18 protein-coding genes and 1 pseudogene are annotated in these 20,164 nt (G+C 34.5%); 5 read left to right on the top strand and 14 right to left on the bottom strand.

Going from position 1 to position 20,164, the window contains the following annotated elements:
* Positions 1–73: 73 nt before the first annotated feature.
* On the bottom strand, positions 74–259 hold the full coding sequence (locus tag AC3CH7_RS00390; protein WP_012294276.1) for a hypothetical protein: 186 nt from the start codon (positions 257–259) through the stop codon (positions 74–76).
* A 284-nt stretch (positions 260–543) separates the two neighbouring features.
* On the opposite strand from AC3CH7_RS00390, the gene AC3CH7_RS00395 reads away from it, so the two are divergent.
* Together AC3CH7_RS00395 and AC3CH7_RS00400 are read left to right on the top strand one after the other, a co-directional pair.
* Positions 544–924, top strand: coding sequence for a gamma-type small acid-soluble spore protein (locus AC3CH7_RS00395; RefSeq protein WP_289449053.1), 381 nt, complete (start codon positions 544–546; stop codon positions 922–924).
* Between the two features lie 554 nt (positions 925–1,478).
* On the top strand, positions 1,479–2,378 hold the full coding sequence (locus AC3CH7_RS00400; RefSeq protein WP_281486510.1) for a phosphotransferase enzyme family protein: 900 nt from the start codon (positions 1,479–1,481) through the stop codon (positions 2,376–2,378).
* A gap of 232 nt (positions 2,379–2,610) precedes the next feature.
* Here AC3CH7_RS00400 and AC3CH7_RS00405 read toward each other — a convergent pair whose 3' ends face one another.
* Positions 2,611–3,666, bottom strand: coding sequence for a zinc-binding alcohol dehydrogenase family protein (locus AC3CH7_RS00405; protein WP_012294273.1), 1,056 nt, complete (start codon positions 3,664–3,666; stop codon positions 2,611–2,613).
* Between the two features lie 111 nt (positions 3,667–3,777).
* Here AC3CH7_RS00405 and AC3CH7_RS00410 point away from each other — a divergent pair, with 111 nt between their 5' ends.
* Complete coding sequence (locus AC3CH7_RS00410; protein ID WP_012294272.1) at positions 3,778–4,128, top strand: winged helix-turn-helix transcriptional regulator; 351 nt, start codon at positions 3,778–3,780, stop codon at positions 4,126–4,128.
* Positions 4,129–5,539: 1,411 nt separating this feature from the next.
* A complete protein-coding gene (locus AC3CH7_RS00415; RefSeq protein WP_012294270.1) occupies positions 5,540–7,198 on the top strand; it encodes a methyl-accepting chemotaxis protein in 1,659 nt (552 codons plus the stop codon).
* Between the two features lie 723 nt (positions 7,199–7,921).
* On the opposite strand, the gene pbfA is transcribed toward AC3CH7_RS00415, so the two are convergent.
* Together pbfA and AC3CH7_RS00425 are read right to left on the bottom strand one after the other, a co-directional pair.
* Positions 7,922–9,280 (bottom strand): (R)-1-hydroxy-2-aminoethylphosphonate ammonia-lyase, encoded by a 1,359-nt coding sequence (gene pbfA, locus AC3CH7_RS00420; protein WP_036161519.1) that lies wholly within the window; start codon positions 9,278–9,280, stop codon positions 7,922–7,924.
* Between the two features lie 790 nt (positions 9,281–10,070).
* Positions 10,071–10,679 carry a YpjP family protein gene (locus AC3CH7_RS00425; RefSeq protein WP_031417167.1) on the bottom strand — a complete coding sequence of 203 codons (609 nt, stop codon included), beginning with the start codon at positions 10,677–10,679 and terminating at the stop codon, positions 10,071–10,073.
* A gap of 447 nt (positions 10,680–11,126) precedes the next feature.
* On the opposite strand from AC3CH7_RS00425, the pseudogene AC3CH7_RS00430 reads away from it, so the two are divergent.
* Positions 11,127–11,258 (top strand): annotated as a pseudogene (locus AC3CH7_RS00430) (IS1595 family transposase); the annotation flags it as partial.
* 111 nt (positions 11,259–11,369) lie between these two features.
* Here AC3CH7_RS00430 and AC3CH7_RS00435 read toward each other — a convergent pair.
* The 10 genes from AC3CH7_RS00435 to AC3CH7_RS00480 form a co-directional block, all read right to left on the bottom strand.
* Positions 11,370–11,525 carry a hypothetical protein gene (locus AC3CH7_RS00435; RefSeq protein WP_012294197.1) on the bottom strand — a complete coding sequence of 52 codons (156 nt, stop codon included), beginning with the start codon at positions 11,523–11,525 and terminating at the stop codon, positions 11,370–11,372.
* A 187-nt stretch (positions 11,526–11,712) separates the two neighbouring features.
* A complete protein-coding gene (locus tag AC3CH7_RS00440) occupies positions 11,713–11,997 on the bottom strand; it encodes a hypothetical protein (protein ID WP_036161459.1) in 285 nt (94 codons plus the stop codon).
* A 13-nt stretch (positions 11,998–12,010) separates the two neighbouring features.
* Positions 12,011–12,721, bottom strand: coding sequence for a hypothetical protein (locus AC3CH7_RS00445; RefSeq protein ID WP_036161455.1), 711 nt, complete (start codon positions 12,719–12,721; stop codon positions 12,011–12,013).
* 485 nt (positions 12,722–13,206) lie between these two features.
* Positions 13,207–14,088 carry a helix-turn-helix domain-containing protein gene (locus AC3CH7_RS00450; protein ID WP_207974148.1) on the bottom strand — a complete coding sequence of 294 codons (882 nt, stop codon included), beginning with the start codon at positions 14,086–14,088 and terminating at the stop codon, positions 13,207–13,209.
* Between the two features lie 711 nt (positions 14,089–14,799).
* Entirely contained in the window at positions 14,800–15,024 is a 225-nt protein-coding gene (locus AC3CH7_RS00455; protein WP_031417169.1) for a hypothetical protein, read from the bottom strand.
* Between the two features lie 479 nt (positions 15,025–15,503).
* Positions 15,504–16,052 carry a histidine phosphatase family protein gene (locus AC3CH7_RS00460; RefSeq protein WP_488381643.1) on the bottom strand — a complete coding sequence of 183 codons (549 nt, stop codon included), beginning with the start codon at positions 16,050–16,052 and terminating at the stop codon, positions 15,504–15,506.
* Positions 16,053–16,617: 565 nt separating this feature from the next.
* A complete protein-coding gene (locus AC3CH7_RS00465) occupies positions 16,618–17,409 on the bottom strand; it encodes a nucleotidyl transferase AbiEii/AbiGii toxin family protein (RefSeq protein WP_289449058.1) in 792 nt (263 codons plus the stop codon).
* Positions 17,410–17,968: 559 nt separating this feature from the next.
* On the bottom strand, positions 17,969–18,541 hold the full coding sequence (locus tag AC3CH7_RS00470) for a hypothetical protein (protein WP_488381498.1): 573 nt from the start codon (positions 18,539–18,541) through the stop codon (positions 17,969–17,971).
* Between the two features lie 65 nt (positions 18,542–18,606).
* Positions 18,607–19,395, bottom strand: coding sequence for a class I SAM-dependent methyltransferase (locus tag AC3CH7_RS00475; RefSeq protein ID WP_488381499.1), 789 nt, complete (start codon positions 19,393–19,395; stop codon positions 18,607–18,609).
* Positions 19,383–19,814, bottom strand: a complete 432-nt coding sequence (locus AC3CH7_RS00480; RefSeq protein ID WP_012294187.1) for a BrxA/BrxB family bacilliredoxin — start codon at positions 19,812–19,814, stop codon at positions 19,383–19,385. Before AC3CH7_RS00480 ends, AC3CH7_RS00475 begins: the two co-directional genes overlap by 13 nt.
* Positions 19,815–20,164: the final 350 nt, after the last annotated feature.

Below are 20,164 nucleotides of genomic sequence, written 5' to 3' on the forward strand. Positions count from 1 at the left end.
AGAACAAATCTAAAGAGCATGTTTTGAAAATAATGATTGTCCAAAACATGCTTTTTAGTGGTACCGCCTTTTATTATAATCGCTCTAAATCCTGGTATTCTTTCATATAAGGGCCATCTTCTGCCACATATGAATGATACAAAGCTTTTACTGCGAAATTTTTCTCTAATCCCATTTCAGATTTTAGCTTTTTTAGTTCATCATGCAACGCTCGATGTTCATTGATAAGCTTTAGCATAATTGTTTTATTATATTTCATTACATCCGTCCTTTTTTATAACTTGAATGATTACAACTTTAAAAATAGTTACATTCCGGGAAATCCCGTGCTATTCTACAGGCATCTGAAAAAGTTGTATCTGCCTCTTTAAGGCTTTTTCAATATACGTTTTAAATTTCACCTTGTCAATCTCGTGTAATTTGCTGAAGCTTTATCATACCATTGAAGTGGACCTGATATACCACCATAATATTTTTTTAACACACTAAAAAACGGATACTAATTCACCTTCTGTACAAACTAAACTCAGGAGGTGATTTTTAATGGCAAACAACAATCAAAACTTTAACTCAAAAATTCCAAACGCAACTCCCAACGCAATGAACGTTGAATTTGGAAATGAAACGGATGTTAATCAAATTAAACAGCAAATCCAACAAGCTGAGGCTAACAAAATACAAGCTTCTGGTTCAACGAACTCGATGAGCCAAGAATTTGGTATGGAGACGAATGTTAATCAAATTAAACAACAAATCCAACAAGCTGAAGCTAACAAAAACCAAGCTTCTGGTTCAACGAACTCGATGAGCCAAGAATTTGGTATGGAGACGGATGTTAATCAAATTAAACAACAAATCCAACAAGCTGAAGCTAACAAAAAATTTGCTTCTGGTCGATTTGCAAATGAAAACAACTCAAAATAATACGCATCAACAACAGCCTGCAGCCTCTGCTGGCTGTTGTTTTTTTAACTTGCCATGGTAAGTTAAGTATTTAACACCAGTAACCATTTCTAAGCACAACACCTTCGCAATCAATAAATGCAGTATGGTTCCTATATAGAAGTCCTACATCCTATAACTCAGAAAATTCAGCAGTCAAAGTATTACTAGGTCAAGAAAATCTATTATCTTGTTTAGTCAAAAGGATAAGGCAACCTTAAGATATTTTCATCATCGTTTACTATTTCATTGGTGTTACCCGTATGTAAAAGCATTGGTTTAATTGGAGTAAATACCATCACCTATCCCCCCTCCTATACTACCGAAGTCTGTCGGTACCTTCACTCGAAATTCTATTTCTTCAATTTAATTAACATTTTATTAAATAGGAAAGAAAAAAAAAGGATATTTATCGTACATTATTATTATGACGCATAATTTATTATTTAATACGAAAGAAGTGACAAAGAAGTTACTAGGTTAATGTTAAATAAAAAATGTTCTCGTAAATTGATAGTTAAAAAGGAGGAAACAAAATGCAAGAAAACCGTGTGAGGTTGAATGGAGGATTTAATAACGACGTTTTTTATATCAAAGACAAAGAAAAGATCGCTAGAATTTCTGAAAAGAACAAAACAAAGGAGATGGTTTTACAGGAAATAGCGTGGATGAATTTTTTATATGAAAAAGGTGTTCTTGTACCCAAGCCAATAACTCCTTTAGAATATGAGGAAGAACGGGTAAAAACATATTTTGAATTTATGAAGGGAGATCACATTGATGTTACAAATAAATCCCACTGGAATGAAAAAACGTTTAAAAAAATTGGTAAAATTTTGGGGAGAATGCATGCACTATCCAAAGATTTCAAATTACAAACGATAGAACGTCCTGAATGGAAAGTTGAAAACCCTGATGTATTTAATATTAGAGGCAAGTTAGAACCATGGATTAGCGAGAAATATAAAAAGCTGGGGCACAGTCTCACTTCATACACGATTACTCCTGATACTTTCGGGCTTATTCATAATGATTATCATCAAGGAAACTTCATTATTAATGAGGAAGGTAGTATAACTATCATTGATTTTGATGACTGCTCTTTTAATTGGTATGCTCAAGATATTGCAGTAGCTTTCTATCATGCTTATTGGCAGCATAGCTCATACAATGACAGTACAAATTCTTTTTGTGAACTCTTTATGAGTAATTTTTTTGCAGGCTATAGAACAGAAAATATGCTTCATAAGGATATAATTATACAAATTCCTATTTTCTTAAAAATAAGAGAGATTTATTTATATCAATTATTTAAAGAAAAATGGAATACAGGTAATTTAGAAGAATGGCAAGGATATACTTTACAGAATTTAGAAGACAAAATCAGACATCAAGAACCATATGCCGGTATTAATGATTTTTCCATTTTTTTATAAGTTGTTTCAACATGTACATACTCCTATATCTACAGTTGCGGTTTAGTTGGAGATACTCCTCAGACGATTTATAAAGTTTATGCACATTCATTTTAAAAAGATAAGGTACATGCATTCTAATCTCATGGATGAAATCATCACTTATAAAAAATTGGGGATACATGCTTTTCCCTACCTCCATATTAGTTGAATAAGCAAATTGACTGCCTCATACAAAGGCAGTCACAATTGCTTATTTAAAACCCTCAAGCACAATTTTCCCAATGGTTTTTCCATTTTCTAGAATAGAGTGCGCCTTTCTCAAATTGTCTGCATTAATGGGATATAGAATTTTAGTTATTGTGGTTTTTAAAATATTACTATCCACTAGAATTGCTATTCTATTTAATAATTTATGTTGTTCATTCATATCTTCAGTCTGATACATAGATCGTGTAAACATAAACTCCCACACAAATGTTGCGCTTTTATTTTTAAGTAATGTCAAATTCATTGGCTCATCTGTTTCTACAATAGAACAAATTGTTCCTTGTGGAGCGATAGCCTCCGCCATATTGACCCAATATTCTTGTGTCGAATTCAAACATAGAATATAATCAACTGCTTCAAAACCTATTTTTTTTAGCTGTGGAATAAATTCCTCATAGTGATTGATCATAAAGTCTGCACCTAGTTCAGTAGCCCAAATGCGTGACTCTTGTCTAGAAGCTGTACCTATAACGGTTAATCCAGCCCATTTAGCTAGTTGGATTGCAATAGAACCTACCCCACCAGCTGCACCAATAATTAAAATTGTTTTATTTTTATTTTCGTTTGAAAAATGACTAACTTTCATTCTATCAAAAATGGCCTCATATGCAGTAATTGAAGTCAATGGTAATGCGGCAGATTCTGCAAAATTTAATGACTTTGGCTTATGACCTACAATTCTCTCATCGACAAGATGAAATTCGCTATTACAGCCTTGGCGAGTTATATCACCAGCATAATATACCTCATCACCAGGTTTAAACAATGTACATAGAGGACCAGCCTCGACGACAATGCCTGCCACATCCCACCCTAAAATTTTAGGAATTTCTTCATATTTTTCTTTCGGAGATCTAACTTTATAATCAACAGGGTTCACTGAAACAGCCTTTACTTGAATTAATAAGTCCCTATCCTTAGCTACCGGCTTTTCTATTTGTATATCTAATAAACTCTTTGCATCATCAACAGGTAAGTATTGATGTAGACCTACAGCTTTCATTTTTTCCATCATTAAAATTGCTCCTTTTCCATTCATTTTTTAATTCTTTATATCAGCTATAATAATACGATGATATATTTAATGTAAGTACACACATTTTTGTTGGATAGTATCAATTTGTATACTAAATATTTTGGAGGTTATCTTATGACAGATAATAGTAATTTAACTTTATATACTGCTTGTCCGGATGCCTATGGATGTCCAGTTGAAGCAACACTCGCAGTAATTGGTGGTAAATGGAAAGGTGTGATTTTATATCACCTTATGTCAGGGACGAAGCGTTTCAATGAATTTAGACGTTTAATGCCCGATATTACTCAAAGAATGCTAACGTTACAACTTCGTGAATTAGAAAAGGATGGCATAATCCATAGAGAAATCTTTAAAGAAGTACCACCCAAAGTAGAATATTCATTAACTGAATTCGGTCGAACACTCGAACCAATAATCAAACTGATGAGAGATTGGGGGGAGCAGTATAATTTAAAAAAATAATATCTTCTTCGAGTAACAAAATATGTAAATATTAAAAATAGGATGCAGCCGTAAAATGAACAAGAGCCGTTAATGCTCTTAATTCATCCCAAATTTAAATCAGTGACCATTTGTTTTATAAAAAGCACGCTCATGTTGAGGGTGCTTTTTTCCGTTTAACCACCCTATTTTTCAGAATTATAATTATGAATTTTTAAGAAAGACTTCCTTTAATAGTAAATACACTATTAAGAATAATAAAGTTACTATGCCAATTTCATAAATTATTCTTATCATATCAAGCTCATAAATTGGATAATAATCATCAACTTGGAATTCCTGCGTGTGTAATTGCCATAAAGGAACATACCTTTTATCATAAAATTCAAGATGTGGCCCCCACTTTAATGACACAGGTACGTACAATATACCTATACAAAAAATTATACTGAAATAGCCAGAAAGCAAAATTTTCTTCAAGATACCAATCCCTTTCTTATATATGTAATTATTAGTTCCAACATCTTTAGCTTGTACCTCTCCATCGAAAGGTAGGTGGAACAAAAATCGGAAGTGAAGAATTAAAAAAATACCCATTACGGAGAATGACTTAGGGTCTTGCTGGTATAACGAAAATCCCCCCTATAAAACCTTCTTTATAGATGATCCTGATACCTTTAAATTATCAGAAACTGTTAGATAGATTGATGGAACTTTTGGCGCCTCTAAAATCGGGTTCTATTTAAAGTTGGAATATTCTGTTAATTGAGTATGTATTTTTTACAACTCCACAAAGTTGCTGTAGATACTGGTTCTATACCAAACACAACACAAAAAATCCCACGGAAAAGCAGACTTCTTTTCCGTAGGATTCTTTTATCATTAATTGAATATCATGTTGTACTTATAGTAGTGATTACCCACCCTATTATTATAAAAAATGAACGAATGTGCTCCAAAGATGTCAAGGTCATAGAATAGTTAACGAAACTCCTGGCGCTAACACTTTAATAAGCGGATACATTTTGCAATGGTTCCTGTCCAACTGGACGTTTCTATGGAAGATTAGAATGTGCTTTTTTTTACATTAAAGATAAACTGCTAAAATCGATAAAATGTATCTTCACTATCTGCCATTGGAGGCCTAACGCTTCACTCTTTAACATATTCTAGAATAATGTTTTTTAGACAGAATTCGTCTTTATTCTACACAAACTGTATTGACTTTATATTTCCCTTATATAATACTATTTTTAAGTATGATAAATCTACCAAAGTTTTAGTATGTTATCCAGTAGTAAAGCCTCTATCCATTATATATCGATTAACTTTATTCCAGATTTTTGAGCTTGCTTGAATTCATTAGAGATTTTACATTTAACTATCAACGAAGAGGCTAAACCACTGAAACTTTGGTATAGGGGGAAAAAACATGAAGAGCATTAAAAAGCGGTTACTTTTTTTCACACTGGGATTACTATTAGTAGCCTCCATTGTTAATGCGGGCTTAGCTGTATGGATTGTTAATAAAAAGAGCCAAGAAGTACTAATAGAAAAGGCTCAAGAGCAAGTTTTTGAAATGGCTAAACAAGCCGAAACAATTTTAAATGCTGAAACAGATCCAATACCTGAACTACAAAAATTAGTTGATACAAAAGTACAACAGGACAATGTAACATACGCCATTATTATTGATAAAAATGTCAAAGCTGTTGCACATAGTGACTCAAATAAGTTAAATAAAGTCTATGAGGATGACTACACAATAGAAGGGGCCACTAAAGGGGTAAAACAATTTACAAGATGGTATGCCGAAGTTCAAGGTATATGGACGTATGATATTATGGAACCTATTTACCGTAATGGTGAGCTTTATGGTGTTATGGACATCGGAGTCCCTGAAAGTGGAATCAAATCCATTATTGAACCTGTTCTAATGTTTCAAATCATTATTGGCATTGCTAGTTTTTTAATTATTGGTAGCTTAATGTGGTGGATTATTGATCGTATCGTTAGAGCACTAAAAAGTTTAGAAAATACGCTACAGCAAACCGCAAATTTAGATTTCCATGAAAGTGTGGAATTAGTAAAGCTATCGAATCACAAAGATGAAATTGGACAAATGGCTCAAGGCATCACAGCCATGCGTTCCGCCCTTAGAGATATAACGGTTAATATTCAAAGTACAAGCAATGAGTTAGTAGAATCATCTACAACACTTTTACAGATTGCAGATGATACTGTACAAACAACGGATGAAATTGGTATAGCGATTAGCGAAATTGCTAAATCCACTGAGGAGCAGGCATACGATACCGAAAAAGGAGCCGAACAATTAGAACAGCTTTCAAGCAATATTGACCGTGTATTTGAGCATACTGAAAAAATTGCAACAATGACAGCTCAAATTGATGATTTAAGCAATCAAGGTGTAGATACAGTTCAGCAGCTTTCTATATGGTCGGAAAAAAATCGCGATTCATCACAGCAAGTTAGTACAATTGTTCAAGAAGTTGATAAAACATCTTCAGACATTTCGAGTATTGTTAATACAATTACAGAAATTGCTTCCCAAACAAATTTACTTGCTCTTAACGCTTCGATTGAATCTGCTCGTGTTGGCGAAGCTGGTAAAGGCTTTGCAGTTGTTGCTGATGAAATTCGGAAGCTATCTGAGCAAACATCTAACGCAACAGAAATTATTAAAAGTAAAATTACAGCCATTCAAGCGATTTCGAAAAGTGCTGTAACGGAAATCAAAACTAGCATTGAAATCGTTGAACAAAATGCAAAGGCAGCTACAGACACTAGCAATATTTTCAATACAATTAAAGAGGCTTTAGATCAAACAATTGAAGTTGCTCGTGATGTTCAGCAGCTTTCATCTGAAATGAATCAGAGCAAGGAGAAAATTATTAGCTCTATTCACAATATTTCTGGGTCGGCAGTGGAAACATCTGCTGGAACAGAGCAAGTCTCCGCATCTGCACAAGAACAATTAAAGAGTATCAACATCGTATCAGAAAAAGCTCGTGACCTGAATTTATTCGCGGAGCAACTAAGAAAAGAAATAGATAAATTTTCACTGTAAAACATTATTCAAATAAAGGTATTGTAGCTCGAATCATTGCGCAAGGCACATGTTGAAGTGTCTTGCCAATGTTCGGGCTTTATTTTTATGTCGCTCACTTACAGCAGGTTATGTATATTATGATTTCTAAAACTTTGTTCAATTTTGCTTTAAGTAGGCTAACAATGCGATTGCCCATCCCCTACGGCAAAATATTAACTGACGTAATGAACAACCTAATAAACCCCAATTTTTAATTTTTTTGTTTTTTAATCGATGCTGTCATGCCACTTAATTTATGGAAATGCACTATCAATAACATTCATTCGAAAAAGATGAGATACATGTATCTACCCTCATGGATAAAATCATCACCTTAAATTCATTTGAAAAATCTTATGAAATCAAATCATGATGATTTTGGGGTACAATTTGGGGTACATACTATTCCTTACCTCTCCCCTCAACCTTTCATGTTATATTTAATAACTTAATACACTACAACAAACATTGATATATCAACGTTCCCCCACAAAAAAACACCCGTTTTGTAAACGAGTGTTTCGAATCTTTTATGACAACTGTTTTTTTCAAAATAACAATTAGGTTGCCCAATGCCATCTAACATAACCACCACCGACATCATTTGTTTGTTTTGGAATACTACATCAAATTTCTTTATTTCATAAAAACACCTCATATGAGATGTTTAGTTTCTTCAGTCTAATAAATCGTAAATCTATATTACTGCTCTAAAACCTCTTGGATAGATTGTTCTAAAATATCCATTGCCAGTTCTAATTCATGTTCCTTAATGATAAGTGGTGGAGTGAGAGTAAGCACATTTCCTTGGGATACTTTAAAACTTAATCCCTTTTCCATACATTTATACATAACTTGCTCTGCTTCAGATATAGCTTTTTCTTTCGAATTGCGATTTAATACTAATTCTACTCCGTATAAAAGACCGATTCCTCGAACATCACCTATAATTTCATAGTGCTCTTGCATCTTTTTAAGACGTATTCTCATATAATTTCCTAATTGATTAGCTTTATCAATTAATTTAAAATCCTCGATATAATTAAGAGTAGCCAATGCTGCTGCACAACCTAATGCACTTTTTTCATGAGTGTAATGACCGAGTGCAATATCTTGGGCAACATCAAGTTCTCCTTTTACAAGCATCGCTGCCATTGGAAATACGCCTCCACCCAATCCTTTTCCCAATAAAACAATATCTGGAATAACTCCAAAGTTTTCAAAAGTGAACATTTTACCTGTTCGCCCTAAAGCTGTTGGAATTTCATCAAAAATCAATAATATATTGTTCCTATCACAAATATTACGTAAACGTTGATAGTACTCTTTTGGTGGGATATGTACGTCTGTACAACGAACAGGCTCTAAAATAATTGCACCGATTTCATTTTCTCTTTCAAGTACATATTCTAGATAGTCAAGGGATTTAAATCTACCATTGACATCATCAAATAAACCACGATATGAATTGTAAGGAGCTATATGCAGACTCCCTGGCATTAGAGGGCCCATACCGTTACGGAAAAGTGCTTCTCCTCCAACTGAAATAGCGTCTAAAGATGCACCATGAAATGAATCCCACATAGATATAGTTTTAAATTTACCTGTTACCTTTCTAACAAGTTTTAAAGCCATTCCAACAGCTGAAGTTCCCCCAGGAGTCAACAGTACTTTATTTAAACTTTCTGGTGCAATATCAACTAATTTTTTTGCCAACTGGATCGCAACTTTATTTGTATAACGTCTTGGTGAGAATGGAAGAATATCCAACTGCTCTTTTACTGCTTGGATAACATATTCATTACCATAGCCTATTTGATGAACATTATTTCCATGAAAATCCATATACTTCCTTCCATCTATATCCTCTATGTAAATTCCATAGCTTTTTTCAATAATATTTAAACAAGGAGTAGAAAGAGATTGATGTAAATAATACTTAGAGTCATCGTTTAAAAACTCAAAAGATTCTTTGCTCAAATGTTTTTCTTGCCATAAAGAACGAGTTTTTGTTAAATTAATGTCCCCCTCTGTTCTTAACACTTCAATGTTTTCTTCCATTATTTCTTCTCCTCCATTATAGGTAATTAATTCTTTTACCTAAACAAAATAACATTTGTTTTTTAAATAGATATTAATATCTTGTAAATCTTTTCACCTAATCACATTTATACGTAGTTGTTGGTTGTGAATCAAGGGTGAGGAACTGCCCTATACTTACTTATCAGGGCAAAATAAAAAACCACTCAATGGAGTGGTTAAAAATTTTTAATATAAGATTTTGCCTAAATGAAATAAGCGTTAAATTTCTAAATTAAAATTGAAGCTTTTTTTCGTAAAATGACTATTTTTATCTTTTCCATAGTCAATTTTATATATTTGGTATAAAACAGCTTTTGAATCTATTATTTTATTGTGGTGAATCGATAAAATAAATATATTAGTAGAACTATATACCATAGGTACGTACTAACATGCCATTTAATACTTTTTATCTAGCTATAGCTAAATTTAACTCGAACAATTATTATCCTATCATTTCCAGCAACGCCATTTCAAGGGGGGATTACTGCCAAATCCTTGGTGGTCATATTCCAATTATATGGCGCGCAATTCTTATCACGCCAATTATTTCGTCATTCACTGGCGTGAATTGGCGTTGTTTTATCCCTCATAAGCCAAAAGATACATTTTTGCTAAATCCAAAGTAAAAACTTAAAATTATTTCTCCTACTTGTCCCTCTCCCTATTACATTCAGCATTAATAAATTAATGAACTAACACAAACATTGATATATCAACGTTTTCCCACAAAAAAACACCCGTTTTGTAAACGAGTGTTTCGAATCTTTTATGACAACCACTTCGGTGGTGTGTTTTTTTCCCAATAAATATCGCCTAGGTTATAATGTGCCATGAAGTTGTCCTCGACACTGTGATAATGGAAGTTGTAATAATAGCCTTCCTGTGGTCTTTTTTCTGTACGTACATGGAAGCGGATTACATCAGCTCCTGTGTCGGTGTTGATCACGTTAAAAATTTTCTCACCATAATTACCACTTGGCTTTTCTGAGATGGTTAAAGATGCTAAAGCTTGCTCGTCCAAACTAGCGACAGTCATTGCAATCGCCTCCTCCATTTTTGGGAAGATGATGTTGTCGAATTCATGGCTAATTTTTGGACCAATTTTAGTACCAAACTTTATGTATGATTGCTCTCTCGCTGCATCCATAAGCAAGGCATTATAATCAATTTCTTCCTCTTGGATATGAACCTGCTCGTCCCTACTAAGATCAGGCTCAGCAGCTAGAGCCGTGCTTGTCCCTGATGCAGGACCAATAGATGCACGATTCGAAGGATTTTGATCAAATGCTTCCCATATTTCATGCGTTGGCGTAATTAAACCAAATGTTAAAAACGCAACCATTATGACAATACTTTTTTTAACCCACGTTTTCATTCAGTATCACCTACTCTTTATGTACAAATTGGTAATTCTCCTATTATTATATACGTTCTCGCCATTAAAAGGTTTCATATTTCTATAATTCATTGTACAATATTTATGAATAATGTGTCGTTTTTTAAAGGAGGTACAAAGCATGAGCATCGCAATGGGTATTGGTCTTTTATTAATGTTAGGTTATTTATCATCTTTATGTTTCACGGACTAATTTTTTTATTTTGTAATATGTACCCTACAAAGCCCTCAAAAGCCTGTTCTATGCAGCTTTTGGGGTTTTTCATTTATTCTTTACAATGCAGATTAACGCAAAGTAAATTTATGTAGTAATGCGTATTAACTTTTGGCTGCATTAACTGTGCATCCACCCTTCGCCTTTATGAGTATCGATTTCTGCATCAAAATTGGACTAATTTTCTCGTTTAATAAAGTCTCTTTTTCTTTGTGAACCGACTACATGCACGTTTAAAACATTGGATAAATCGTTTTAAAGGAGTTGTTTGTAAATACCTCAATCATTACTTAGAGCGGTTTTTATTTGTAGATAGTCATAGTAATGAAGGCACAAAAAATGACAGAAACATATCGTAGTGGACACTGTCGTATTTTTTATTTAGTAGTTCAATGACTATTGAAGATACTTTTAATAAAAATTAGAGCCACAGTTTAGTGACTCTAATTTTATGTCTATTCTTTACAAAAATCCACAAATTTTTTTGCCTGTATTAAGGACATATCGGTTTGCTCTCTCACAAACTTCACCGCTTTAATTTCACCGTCGGACTTTATTTTCTCTTTTACTAAGGCAATCAGTTCTTTATTATAGATTTTAGTATAATCCATTTTTCCGACCTCCTCTAATCTATAATACCTTATACGACTACTTTAACCATTTAGTTTCAAATATATATTAATACCACAAAAAGGCATTTTTAAAAATAAGGAAAAATCGATTGTAAGGGCTCATCTATACCAGATAAAACAACATTAAAATTTAACAGTGCCTTATGTTTTAAAAAATTCTAAGTATTTAAATGATCCAGTATGTCATGCCAATAGCTGTTAGAACAGCCACTCCAAAAGATCCCAGTACTAACCAGCGCGGAACATGATTAGTCTTCTTTATTGTCACATATTCTATCACTCGAACTACTACGTAAATAAAAGCAGCCGGCATAATAAGCGTATCAAAAGTAATAGGTCCATTCAATGCAATCATTAAAGCAATAAATAGCATCCCAAAAACTAATAATGACATGAATCCATGACTAATTGGATCAAAAATTCCACTTTGCGAGGTCCTAGGGTTCTTCATTTAAACACCTCTCTTATTCAAAGCAATAGGTTTGAACTCCATCGATACCTAAAATTTCAGCAGCCGCTCCTCCACCAATTGCTAACCAATCGCTAGTAGTTGATGCTTTAGCTAATAATTGAACAGTAGCTTTAACTCCGCCTAATCCTTTAATTGCTTTATAGGCAGCCGCTCCTGGAACAAATACTGCTGTAATGGCAGCTCCACATTTAGCTATATCCCAAGTTTTACCAGCTATAACCTTTATGTCGTCCCAAAGATCTCCCCAAAAACCTAATGGCATAATTTCATTTTCCCCAGATTTTTTAATAGCAACTAAATCACCATTCTCCTCTACTATAACAGATTTGACATCTGCTGAAAAATGAACAGGAGATCCAAGTTCTTCAAACATGTCATTTAAAACCGTTACTTCTTTAGCATTTTCTGCTAATACAATATTACTATCTAATTGATCTGTACTAAAATTAGGGTCAAATAGTGCACCTAAAAAATCTTCTTGTTGTTTCTCAGTGTCTAACCCTATTAATACTTCATTAATTGCTTGAAGTTGTGTCACCACTTCATCTGCAATATTTTGTTGTTCTGGTGTAAACTGTGAAATTTGACTCGCCTCTAAGCTAATAGTATCCTTTTTCTCTGCGGCAAATGATGTTGATGTGCCTATTAAACCGAAAGTCATAACTGCGCATGAAACTGAAAGTACTAATTTCTTTAAAACCATGATATCATACACCCTTCTAATTAAATTATAATGAAATAACGACAGAGTCATATAATTCTAGTCTATTGATGTTTTTAGCCTGTCAACCAAATAACTAGACTATTAAAATAATTACTTTCACTTACGCAAATAAACACCCTCAATAACCCATAACATTAAGTATCTAGTTACAGATTACAGCAACTTCAAAAATCAACCATTATAAACATAGATTTTTGATTTGCGTACCAATAATGGCTTTTTCATCATCATTTCCCCCCTTTGCGTTTAAGGATGTACTCATATTAATACAAATATTGTAAAAAATCATTTCGATCTGAAGTGAAAAATATAAAGATACTTATATTTACCCATTTAGCCTTAGAAATGGGTAAGAATAGGATATAAGAATGTTTCACTAGGAGGTATATGAATTATGAAGAGTGGGTAAATAAAAAAAAGCTCCCCTTTTACCTGATTCATAGGGAAGCAATTTTTTATACATATCATGTGAACAAGTGCCTTTGCTCATGGTAGACAATTTGATAATACAAAGAATTATTTAATAATTTAAAGAAGAATCCTGCATTCTTATAATGCGTGTTTATTAAATCCTTATTTTCTCCAACACGTTCATAACATTTTGCTAAATAATAATTATAGTGACCAAGAAAAGACATATTTTCTAATTTGACAGATCGTTTAATCCCTTCTTGTAGTAAATCTATTGCTTCCTTATATGACTTCATATCATAGAAAGTTTTGGATTTATTATAAATAACTCTTAATATATAAACGTCCCTGCTCATTTTTGGTGAAGTTTCATTAAGTAGCTCTAAATTGATTTTATTATAGTAAACCAATGCGGATTTATAATCATTATTCGTTGCATAGATAAACGCAATAGTATTACAAATACGTTCCTTTAAAAAATCTTTATCTAATATCACAGAGTATTTTGTTGATAGGAGCTCTTTTAAATTACGTATTACTTCATTGAATCGTATTTTCTTTAATTTATAAGAACTCAAATTTAATTGCCATTTTAAGAAATGGTTAAGCCATGGATCAACGGGTTCTGCGATTTCTTTTACCGCAATTTCATAAATTTGCTCATATTTATGTTTTGCTGTCAATTCTTCGAAATACATGACCAGCTGGTGGACTTGACTGTAATTATTCATAAACAAGACATGGAGGAAATAAGAAAATGGTTTTTTCAAACGGAGAGATAAGTAATAAATTGTATCTAAGCTTGGTAATATTTCACCCTTCTCAATTAAACTGATTGTCGGTTGTGTACATATTCCATCACTAAGCTGCTTTTGGGTTAGCTTTAAGTTTTTTCTAGTATTATATATTACATTTCCTAACTCTTGTATATTCATTTTCTAACACCTCTTTACCTTTAAATATATTTAAAAGGAGAATATCAAATGAAAAAATTAAAAACAGTATTAATTCTTGCTCTATTAGCTACGCTAATTGTTACTGGTCACGACTCAATTATTACAACACTAGATTTACCTTATGAAGCTTAAGAAATCCAATATATAGTAATTAAAAATTTTATTTCTCAGGACCCACTCATCGTTGAATTAAACCTAAATGAAAAACCATGTGCCCTCTTATATGGAAAGCGCAAGGTTTTTCATTTTTTTACAATTGCTTTTTAATACAATTCAGTTCATTGTAAAAATCGTAGCAGCACGTTGGACATTCTTCACATTCCTTATTAAAGAAATGTTCCCGATTGTTGAATATCGTTTATCACTTAAAGACCCTATAATTGAAGTATAGGAACGATAGAAAATGTAGTTTTAAAGCGTCAATATACAGGTTTTTATTCAGCAAACACACTTACACATCAAAGCTGTATAAACAATAATCAAAGGAAAATCCATGAAATGTTGGCTTAACAGCATTTCTCGAATTTCGATTTCTCTCCAAACTTTAATTTGGGAATGTTTTTAAGTTTATCTATGTATACGTTAAATCCTCTTTTCATTAAAGCACCACCCGTGTGCCTTCCTTGTAGGGCCAAGTTAGCACGCCATCACAGAAATTGAAAGCTGGTTAAGTTCTCGAGTTTAATTTCGTTATATGCGAGTTAACGGTGTTTCTGGTCGACTAGAGCAATACTTGCAAGTAGGATCACTACATGTTGATTCAGTCCAACTATTACATTTAGGACAAAAATAAGCATCAAAATCATCGTAATATAATAAATTACATTTGCATTTAGAACATTTATCTTGTTTCATTTCACCATAAAATTCAAAATCATCTATCATCACTTTGCCGTAGCCTTCTGTTATTTTCATAAATAACCTCCTTGAAATCAATTAATTGGTAATTGATTACCATATTAGAATATATTAACCATGCAATTATTTCAAATATTTTACATTTTCACCTTTCTACTTCGTTAAAGAGCGATTTGGAAAGCTTTCCTCGTAGCGTCACCACAGTAACCTGCAAAAATTTTTGAATTAAACTATTAATCTATTGGAGGGCATAATGAACACGAACAGAAATGAGGGCCCTATAAGCTATAAAAATAAAAAATTCTCTATTTATTCATTGGAAGAAATTGAAAAACTGCTTGAACATTTTTTATCATAAAAAAATTATCGATGATAGTTGTTTTCTATTGGCAACGATAGATGTATCTAGCACATAAAATTAAGCCAAAAAAAGTCGGTTTCCTGTGCGTTCAGGAAACCAACTGCTCAATCTAAACTGGTCTATTAACATATGATTTCTATAACCAAACTTTAAGCACATGCATTAGCCGTCCTTACTACATGCCTAGCCTCTTAACACCCACCAATTGCTGTCCCCTAAATTCCATTTTGTATATATCCGGCTTGGTTGTTTGTAGCAAAAAATCTAAATTGTACGTTTCATGAAAGTATCCCATCATCAAGGTCATGACTAATGCGTGAGTTCCTATTACTACTTTTTGTCCCTCATAAGTAATTAATAGCTCTTTTAAAACTTTTACAGCTCTTGTTTGACAATCGGTATTCGATTCTCCACCCTCTATTGCAAAATTGGGGTCCAAGAAGGATTTCTCCAATAGCGGAAATAATTTACTATCAGGTAATCGCTTTTCTTCTGAAGAAAAAATTCTCTCTTTTAATTCTTCACAAACGATCACTTCCTGACTCAATTGTTTAGCTAATGGCTCAACAGTTAATATTGAACGAGTATATGGACTGGATAGGATAATATCGATTCCTTCACTCTTTAACACATCAGCTATACTTTGAGCACCTAAATGTCCTTTCACAGTTAACCCTCTTGTCCGTTCATTTCCAACATACGGAGATTCACCGTGCCGTACCATATAAATGAACGTCGTTTTTCTATTATCAAATGCCACCACACTCACCTCGTGTATTATTTAGCTGGAATAATATATTAGATTAGATTCCAAAAATATATTCTTTATCCTTTTTTTAGTACCATTTTATAGAACGAATCTTAATGAAATGAGTTTCAAGAAATGTAATTTAACACCATCAATCAGCTTACATTGGTAATTTGATAAAGAATAAAGAGCTTTCTATTCGACTCGATCTGCTCCAGTTCCTATTCTAAATTAAAAATAAAGAGCATCATCCTTTTCAGGAATGATGCTCTTATAAAACCATATTTACGTATGTTCAGGGTCTTACTATAACTGATAACTGCTATATTATGCTCCAACGGCTTGTTTATATATACCCTAGCTTGTTAAGGAGACAATTCATTATTATCGCCAATTCTGCACGGGTTGTGGTTGCAGTCTTTAAAAATCACCTTTATTATCCCCTATTGCGATACCGTTGGAAATGATTTTTTGCATTAGCTCAGTAGCACATATCTAACAATTGGGGTGCAGCTCATTATTATTCGCAAGGGTAGTATTTTTATTGCCAAGCTTGCTCCTTACTATTCCATTGTTTAAAAAACTCTCCATCTGCCACCATGGCTTCATATATGGGATCGAAAAATTGCTTAACGATTCCTTTTTCTAGTATAGGTGTTACCTCTAATGTCAGACGATGTTGATCAAGCATTTCTTCAAGATAAGCCTGTAATTTACGACCTTCTATGTGTTGTGTTTGTAGTACCCTCTCTATATCCAATACGACCTTTGAGGTCACAGCTGGATATTGGTAAATGTCAAGCAGGGCTTGGGCAACTACATATTCAATTGGATATGTATAGAGCTCCGCTGGCTTCATGTCTAGCACTGATGGGGAAGTAATGATCTGTGGTGCGACTCGATTTTCTATAAAGGTTATTTTTAATTCTATGTATGTAGTGATAGAGCCCAATGTAGCTGGTATTTTCAAGTGAATACTCGTATCCATTATGATACTTTCTATGTCATTTTCGAAAAATTGAACACCGTCCTCTGGTATCTTAATCGAACAAATTTCTGCAAATGCCTGTTGAACTAAGTCGTTTTGATAAGCGCTTTGTTGGGCTGTAAGCGTTAGTTCATTTGGTGGCATCCCTACTCCTTCAGCCAATGTAAAGAATAAAAAATCCCCTTCTATGTAAAATTGATCATAATAGGATGATGTTGATAAACGGTTGAGAAGTCTTTCCTGACAATAAAACAGTATTAATTGCTCAATGCTTGCATTCTTCATTTCTGCCATTTTTGTTAATTGTGTGATTACATCTGCTGATTGTGTATTGATTTTCTCCATAAACTTCCCTCACCTTTTTGATTTTTCAGATTTTCAACTATAGAATTTTGACTTTTACTAAAATTCTTGCTTTCATTATTACTTATTTGTCTAGCATAGTAAACGGCAATGTATACCAGCATAATTTTGGCAACAAAAAAAACTGCCAGCAACTCATGCGACAGCGTTCATCAATTAGACAAGGGGCAGCCTCGCTCATGCGAAACTACCCCTTTAGTATTTATAGGTAACATTTTCGTAAATTGTAAAAGTCTCAACCCAATCATCTGGGGAATATTATCTTGAAACAATAGTTGTTTCATCACCGCGGTAAAATTCCACTGTGTGCTCTCTAACTTAAGCAACGCAAACCCTACCATCTTTTGCGTCCTTGCAGCCCCAAAGCATGCGCCAGTGTGAATAAGTATCTACAAAAACAAAAAGCAGAATGCCAGATTACTGAAATATGCCACCTAAAATAGCACGTTTCCAATTATAGCACTCTACATTAAAAATGTAAAGCACTAATTTAAAGTATGTTAGCACCATTCGAATTATAGGACAAAAATCAATTGAGTTCCTATATTGAATGGCATTCTTTTCTTGAATAGATGAAGGCACCACCTGATCCCATAATCATTACATGTTTACCGGAAGGAGAAAACCCACATTTTATAGCACCATCCAAACGCTGTATATCAATAGCTGTAGCATGGTTCAAATAGCTATAACGGGGTGTAAATAGATAATCGAGTACTACTGTTGCACGTGGCCACCACGGGTAAATGACTTCAACCTGCCAGCCATCCGGTGTCACATGTATCCCATCTCCCGCTTCCAAGCCAAAAATGGCGGTAGGCTTTTTTGATATCGGAGAGTGAAAAATTAAGCGGTCTTCACTGACACAGTCCTCCGTCAATTCCTTATCTCGTTCTCGATGAAGACGAAGACCCGTTATCGGTTCAGTAACACTAAAGCCAGACCCACTTATGAGGATGATATTTTCATCTTGATCCCATCCACATGCTAGGACACCATTGGCAGCAATTACCGTTTCATGTTCCCACGGACTCGGAGGCTTTGTAGTTTTCAAAGATTGTGCCTTGGCTAGTAAATCTAGTTCAAAAGGGGTTCTAATTTCGTTAATCGTCATATGGGATTTGGAGCCTCCTTCTTATTACAATCTAGTTAAATAGAGGCCTGTCTAAAAACAAGCCCCTACACTTCGAGAACACCATAATGAAACTTAGCTGTCACTCGCTCGTATTGCTGAAAATAATATTTCCTAAACCATTCTGATCGAAAATGGGCTTTCAGCACCACTCTCTTTTTAGCGACCCGCATCGCTTCTTGCACCCATTCATCGGTTAAATTAACATGCTCACCTGCTAAGCGCAATGCCTCGAAATTATTGGACTCTTCAATCACTTCTTCGAACATAGGATCCATATAAACGACATCAAACGCATTCGCTGGCAATTCTTTTAAATAACGGACTGCCTCGGCATGGACGACCTCGATTTGTCGCATACAGGCCGTTAATGGTAGCTCTGTTGTATCATAAGTTTGCATCCCTTGCCCCACAACGAAGGCCACATTTGGATTCGCTTCCAAGCCTACTATGCGCCCTGTTTCCCCGACGATATAAGCCGCCAACATGGCATCCGCCGCTAGCCCAAGCGTACAATCCAGCACTGTATCACCTAGCTGAAGCTGGGCAGCCTCTAAAAATGGCTCCGCCTCACCTCGAGCGATCCGTTTTAAGCGAAACGCCGCAGAATTAGGATGGAAGAAAAACGGCTCTCCTGCCCCAAAAGCATAATAATCATAGCGATTCTTCCCTGCTACTAGGATATTCGCCTGAAATTCCTGTGACATCTTCCAAACAGAGCGCTTTTTCCTCGGCTCAAACGCAGCTCCTAATGTTTGACATGCAAAAGCAGCGAGCGCCATCGATTCCTCGTCTGGTCTGCCCGCTGTTGTTACAATCGTATTTATTGCTCGCATGTTTGCTCTAGCACGCCCGTTAAATGAGCAACAATTTGCTCCACAGGGAAGCCTTCAATTTGTTCACGTGGAATAAAGTAAGCCAATTCTCCATCCTTTAAAATCGCCATGGAAGGTGAGCTTGGTGGCACATCTTCAAAGTAACCGCGCATCGCCGCAGTCGCCTCTGGGTCCTGCCCCGCAAACACTGTCACAAGATGATCTGGCTTCACTGCCGCAATCGCCTCTCGCGCTGCTGGACGAGCAAGCCCTGCCGCACAACCACACACCGAGTTAATGACTACTAACGAAGTCCCCTTCGTCTCAGCCATAAATTCATTCACCGCATCAGCCGTCGTCAGCTCCGTAAACCCAGCTCCCACCAGCTCCTCACGCATTGGTTTCACAACCTGCTTCATATATTCATCATAAGCGTTCATGCTTTTACCCTCTTTCCTATGTATTCGCAAACCTTATTATAGCAAGGTTTTGTATGAATGTACAAAGACATGCTTTTTGTTTGATTTCGGGGGTTTTCGGGGGGAATGTGACTTTTTGTGTAACGAGGGTTGGTTTGTTAATCGCTTGTTACAACCCCAAAAACGGAATTAATGGGTGGGATTTTAGTTATTGCGGCCATCACTCTAATTTAGAGAGGATTTTATAAGGTACTCACTTTCAATTGAAAAACTATCATTTTCACGATATGTTGCATCGTATCCGTTTCATACATAAAGCGATTAACAAAGATGATACATTGTCAGAACTAAAAGATTTAGCCTTCCGATTA

This window comes from Lysinibacillus sp. F12 (assembly GCF_057773605.1).

Excerpts from the sequence above, each read along its gene's own strand:
- AC3CH7_RS00390 (WP_012294276.1), bottom strand. The coding sequence starts at position 259 with ATGAAATATAATAAAACAATTATGCTAAAGCTTATCAATGAACATCGA.
- AC3CH7_RS00395 (WP_289449053.1), top strand. The coding sequence starts at position 544 with ATGGCAAACAACAATCAAAACTTTAACTCAAAAATTCCAAACGCAACT.
- AC3CH7_RS00400 (WP_281486510.1), top strand. The coding sequence starts at position 1,479 with ATGCAAGAAAACCGTGTGAGGTTGAATGGAGGATTTAATAACGACGTT.
- AC3CH7_RS00405 (WP_012294273.1), bottom strand. The coding sequence starts at position 3,666 with ATGAATGGAAAAGGAGCAATTTTAATGATGGAAAAAATGAAAGCTGTA.
- AC3CH7_RS00410 (WP_012294272.1), top strand. The coding sequence starts at position 3,778 with ATGACAGATAATAGTAATTTAACTTTATATACTGCTTGTCCGGATGCC.
- AC3CH7_RS00415 (WP_012294270.1), top strand. The coding sequence starts at position 5,540 with ATGAAGAGCATTAAAAAGCGGTTACTTTTTTTCACACTGGGATTACTA.
- pbfA (WP_036161519.1), bottom strand. The coding sequence starts at position 9,280 with ATGGAAGAAAACATTGAAGTGTTAAGAACAGAGGGGGACATTAATTTA.
- AC3CH7_RS00425 (WP_031417167.1), bottom strand. The coding sequence starts at position 10,679 with ATGAAAACGTGGGTTAAAAAAAGTATTGTCATAATGGTTGCGTTTTTA.
- AC3CH7_RS00435 (WP_012294197.1), bottom strand. The coding sequence starts at position 11,525 with ATGGATTATACTAAAATCTATAATAAAGAACTGATTGCCTTAGTAAAA.
- AC3CH7_RS00440 (WP_036161459.1), bottom strand. The coding sequence starts at position 11,997 with ATGAAGAACCCTAGGACCTCGCAAAGTGGAATTTTTGATCCAATTAGT.
- AC3CH7_RS00445 (WP_036161455.1), bottom strand. The coding sequence starts at position 12,721 with ATGGTTTTAAAGAAATTAGTACTTTCAGTTTCATGCGCAGTTATGACT.
- AC3CH7_RS00450 (WP_207974148.1), bottom strand. The coding sequence starts at position 14,088 with ATGAATATACAAGAGTTAGGAAATGTAATATATAATACTAGAAAAAAC.
- AC3CH7_RS00455 (WP_031417169.1), bottom strand. The coding sequence starts at position 15,024 with ATGAAAATAACAGAAGGCTACGGCAAAGTGATGATAGATGATTTTGAA.
- AC3CH7_RS00460 (WP_488381643.1), bottom strand. The coding sequence starts at position 16,052 with ATGGTACGGCACGGTGAATCTCCGTATGTTGGAAATGAACGGACAAGA.
- AC3CH7_RS00465 (WP_289449058.1), bottom strand. The coding sequence starts at position 17,409 with ATGGAGAAAATCAATACACAATCAGCAGATGTAATCACACAATTAACA.
- AC3CH7_RS00470 (WP_488381498.1), bottom strand. The coding sequence starts at position 18,541 with ATGACGATTAACGAAATTAGAACCCCTTTTGAACTAGATTTACTAGCC.
- AC3CH7_RS00475 (WP_488381499.1), bottom strand. The coding sequence starts at position 19,395 with ATGCGAGCAATAAATACGATTGTAACAACAGCGGGCAGACCAGACGAG.
- AC3CH7_RS00480 (WP_012294187.1), bottom strand. The coding sequence starts at position 19,814 with ATGAACGCTTATGATGAATATATGAAGCAGGTTGTGAAACCAATGCGT.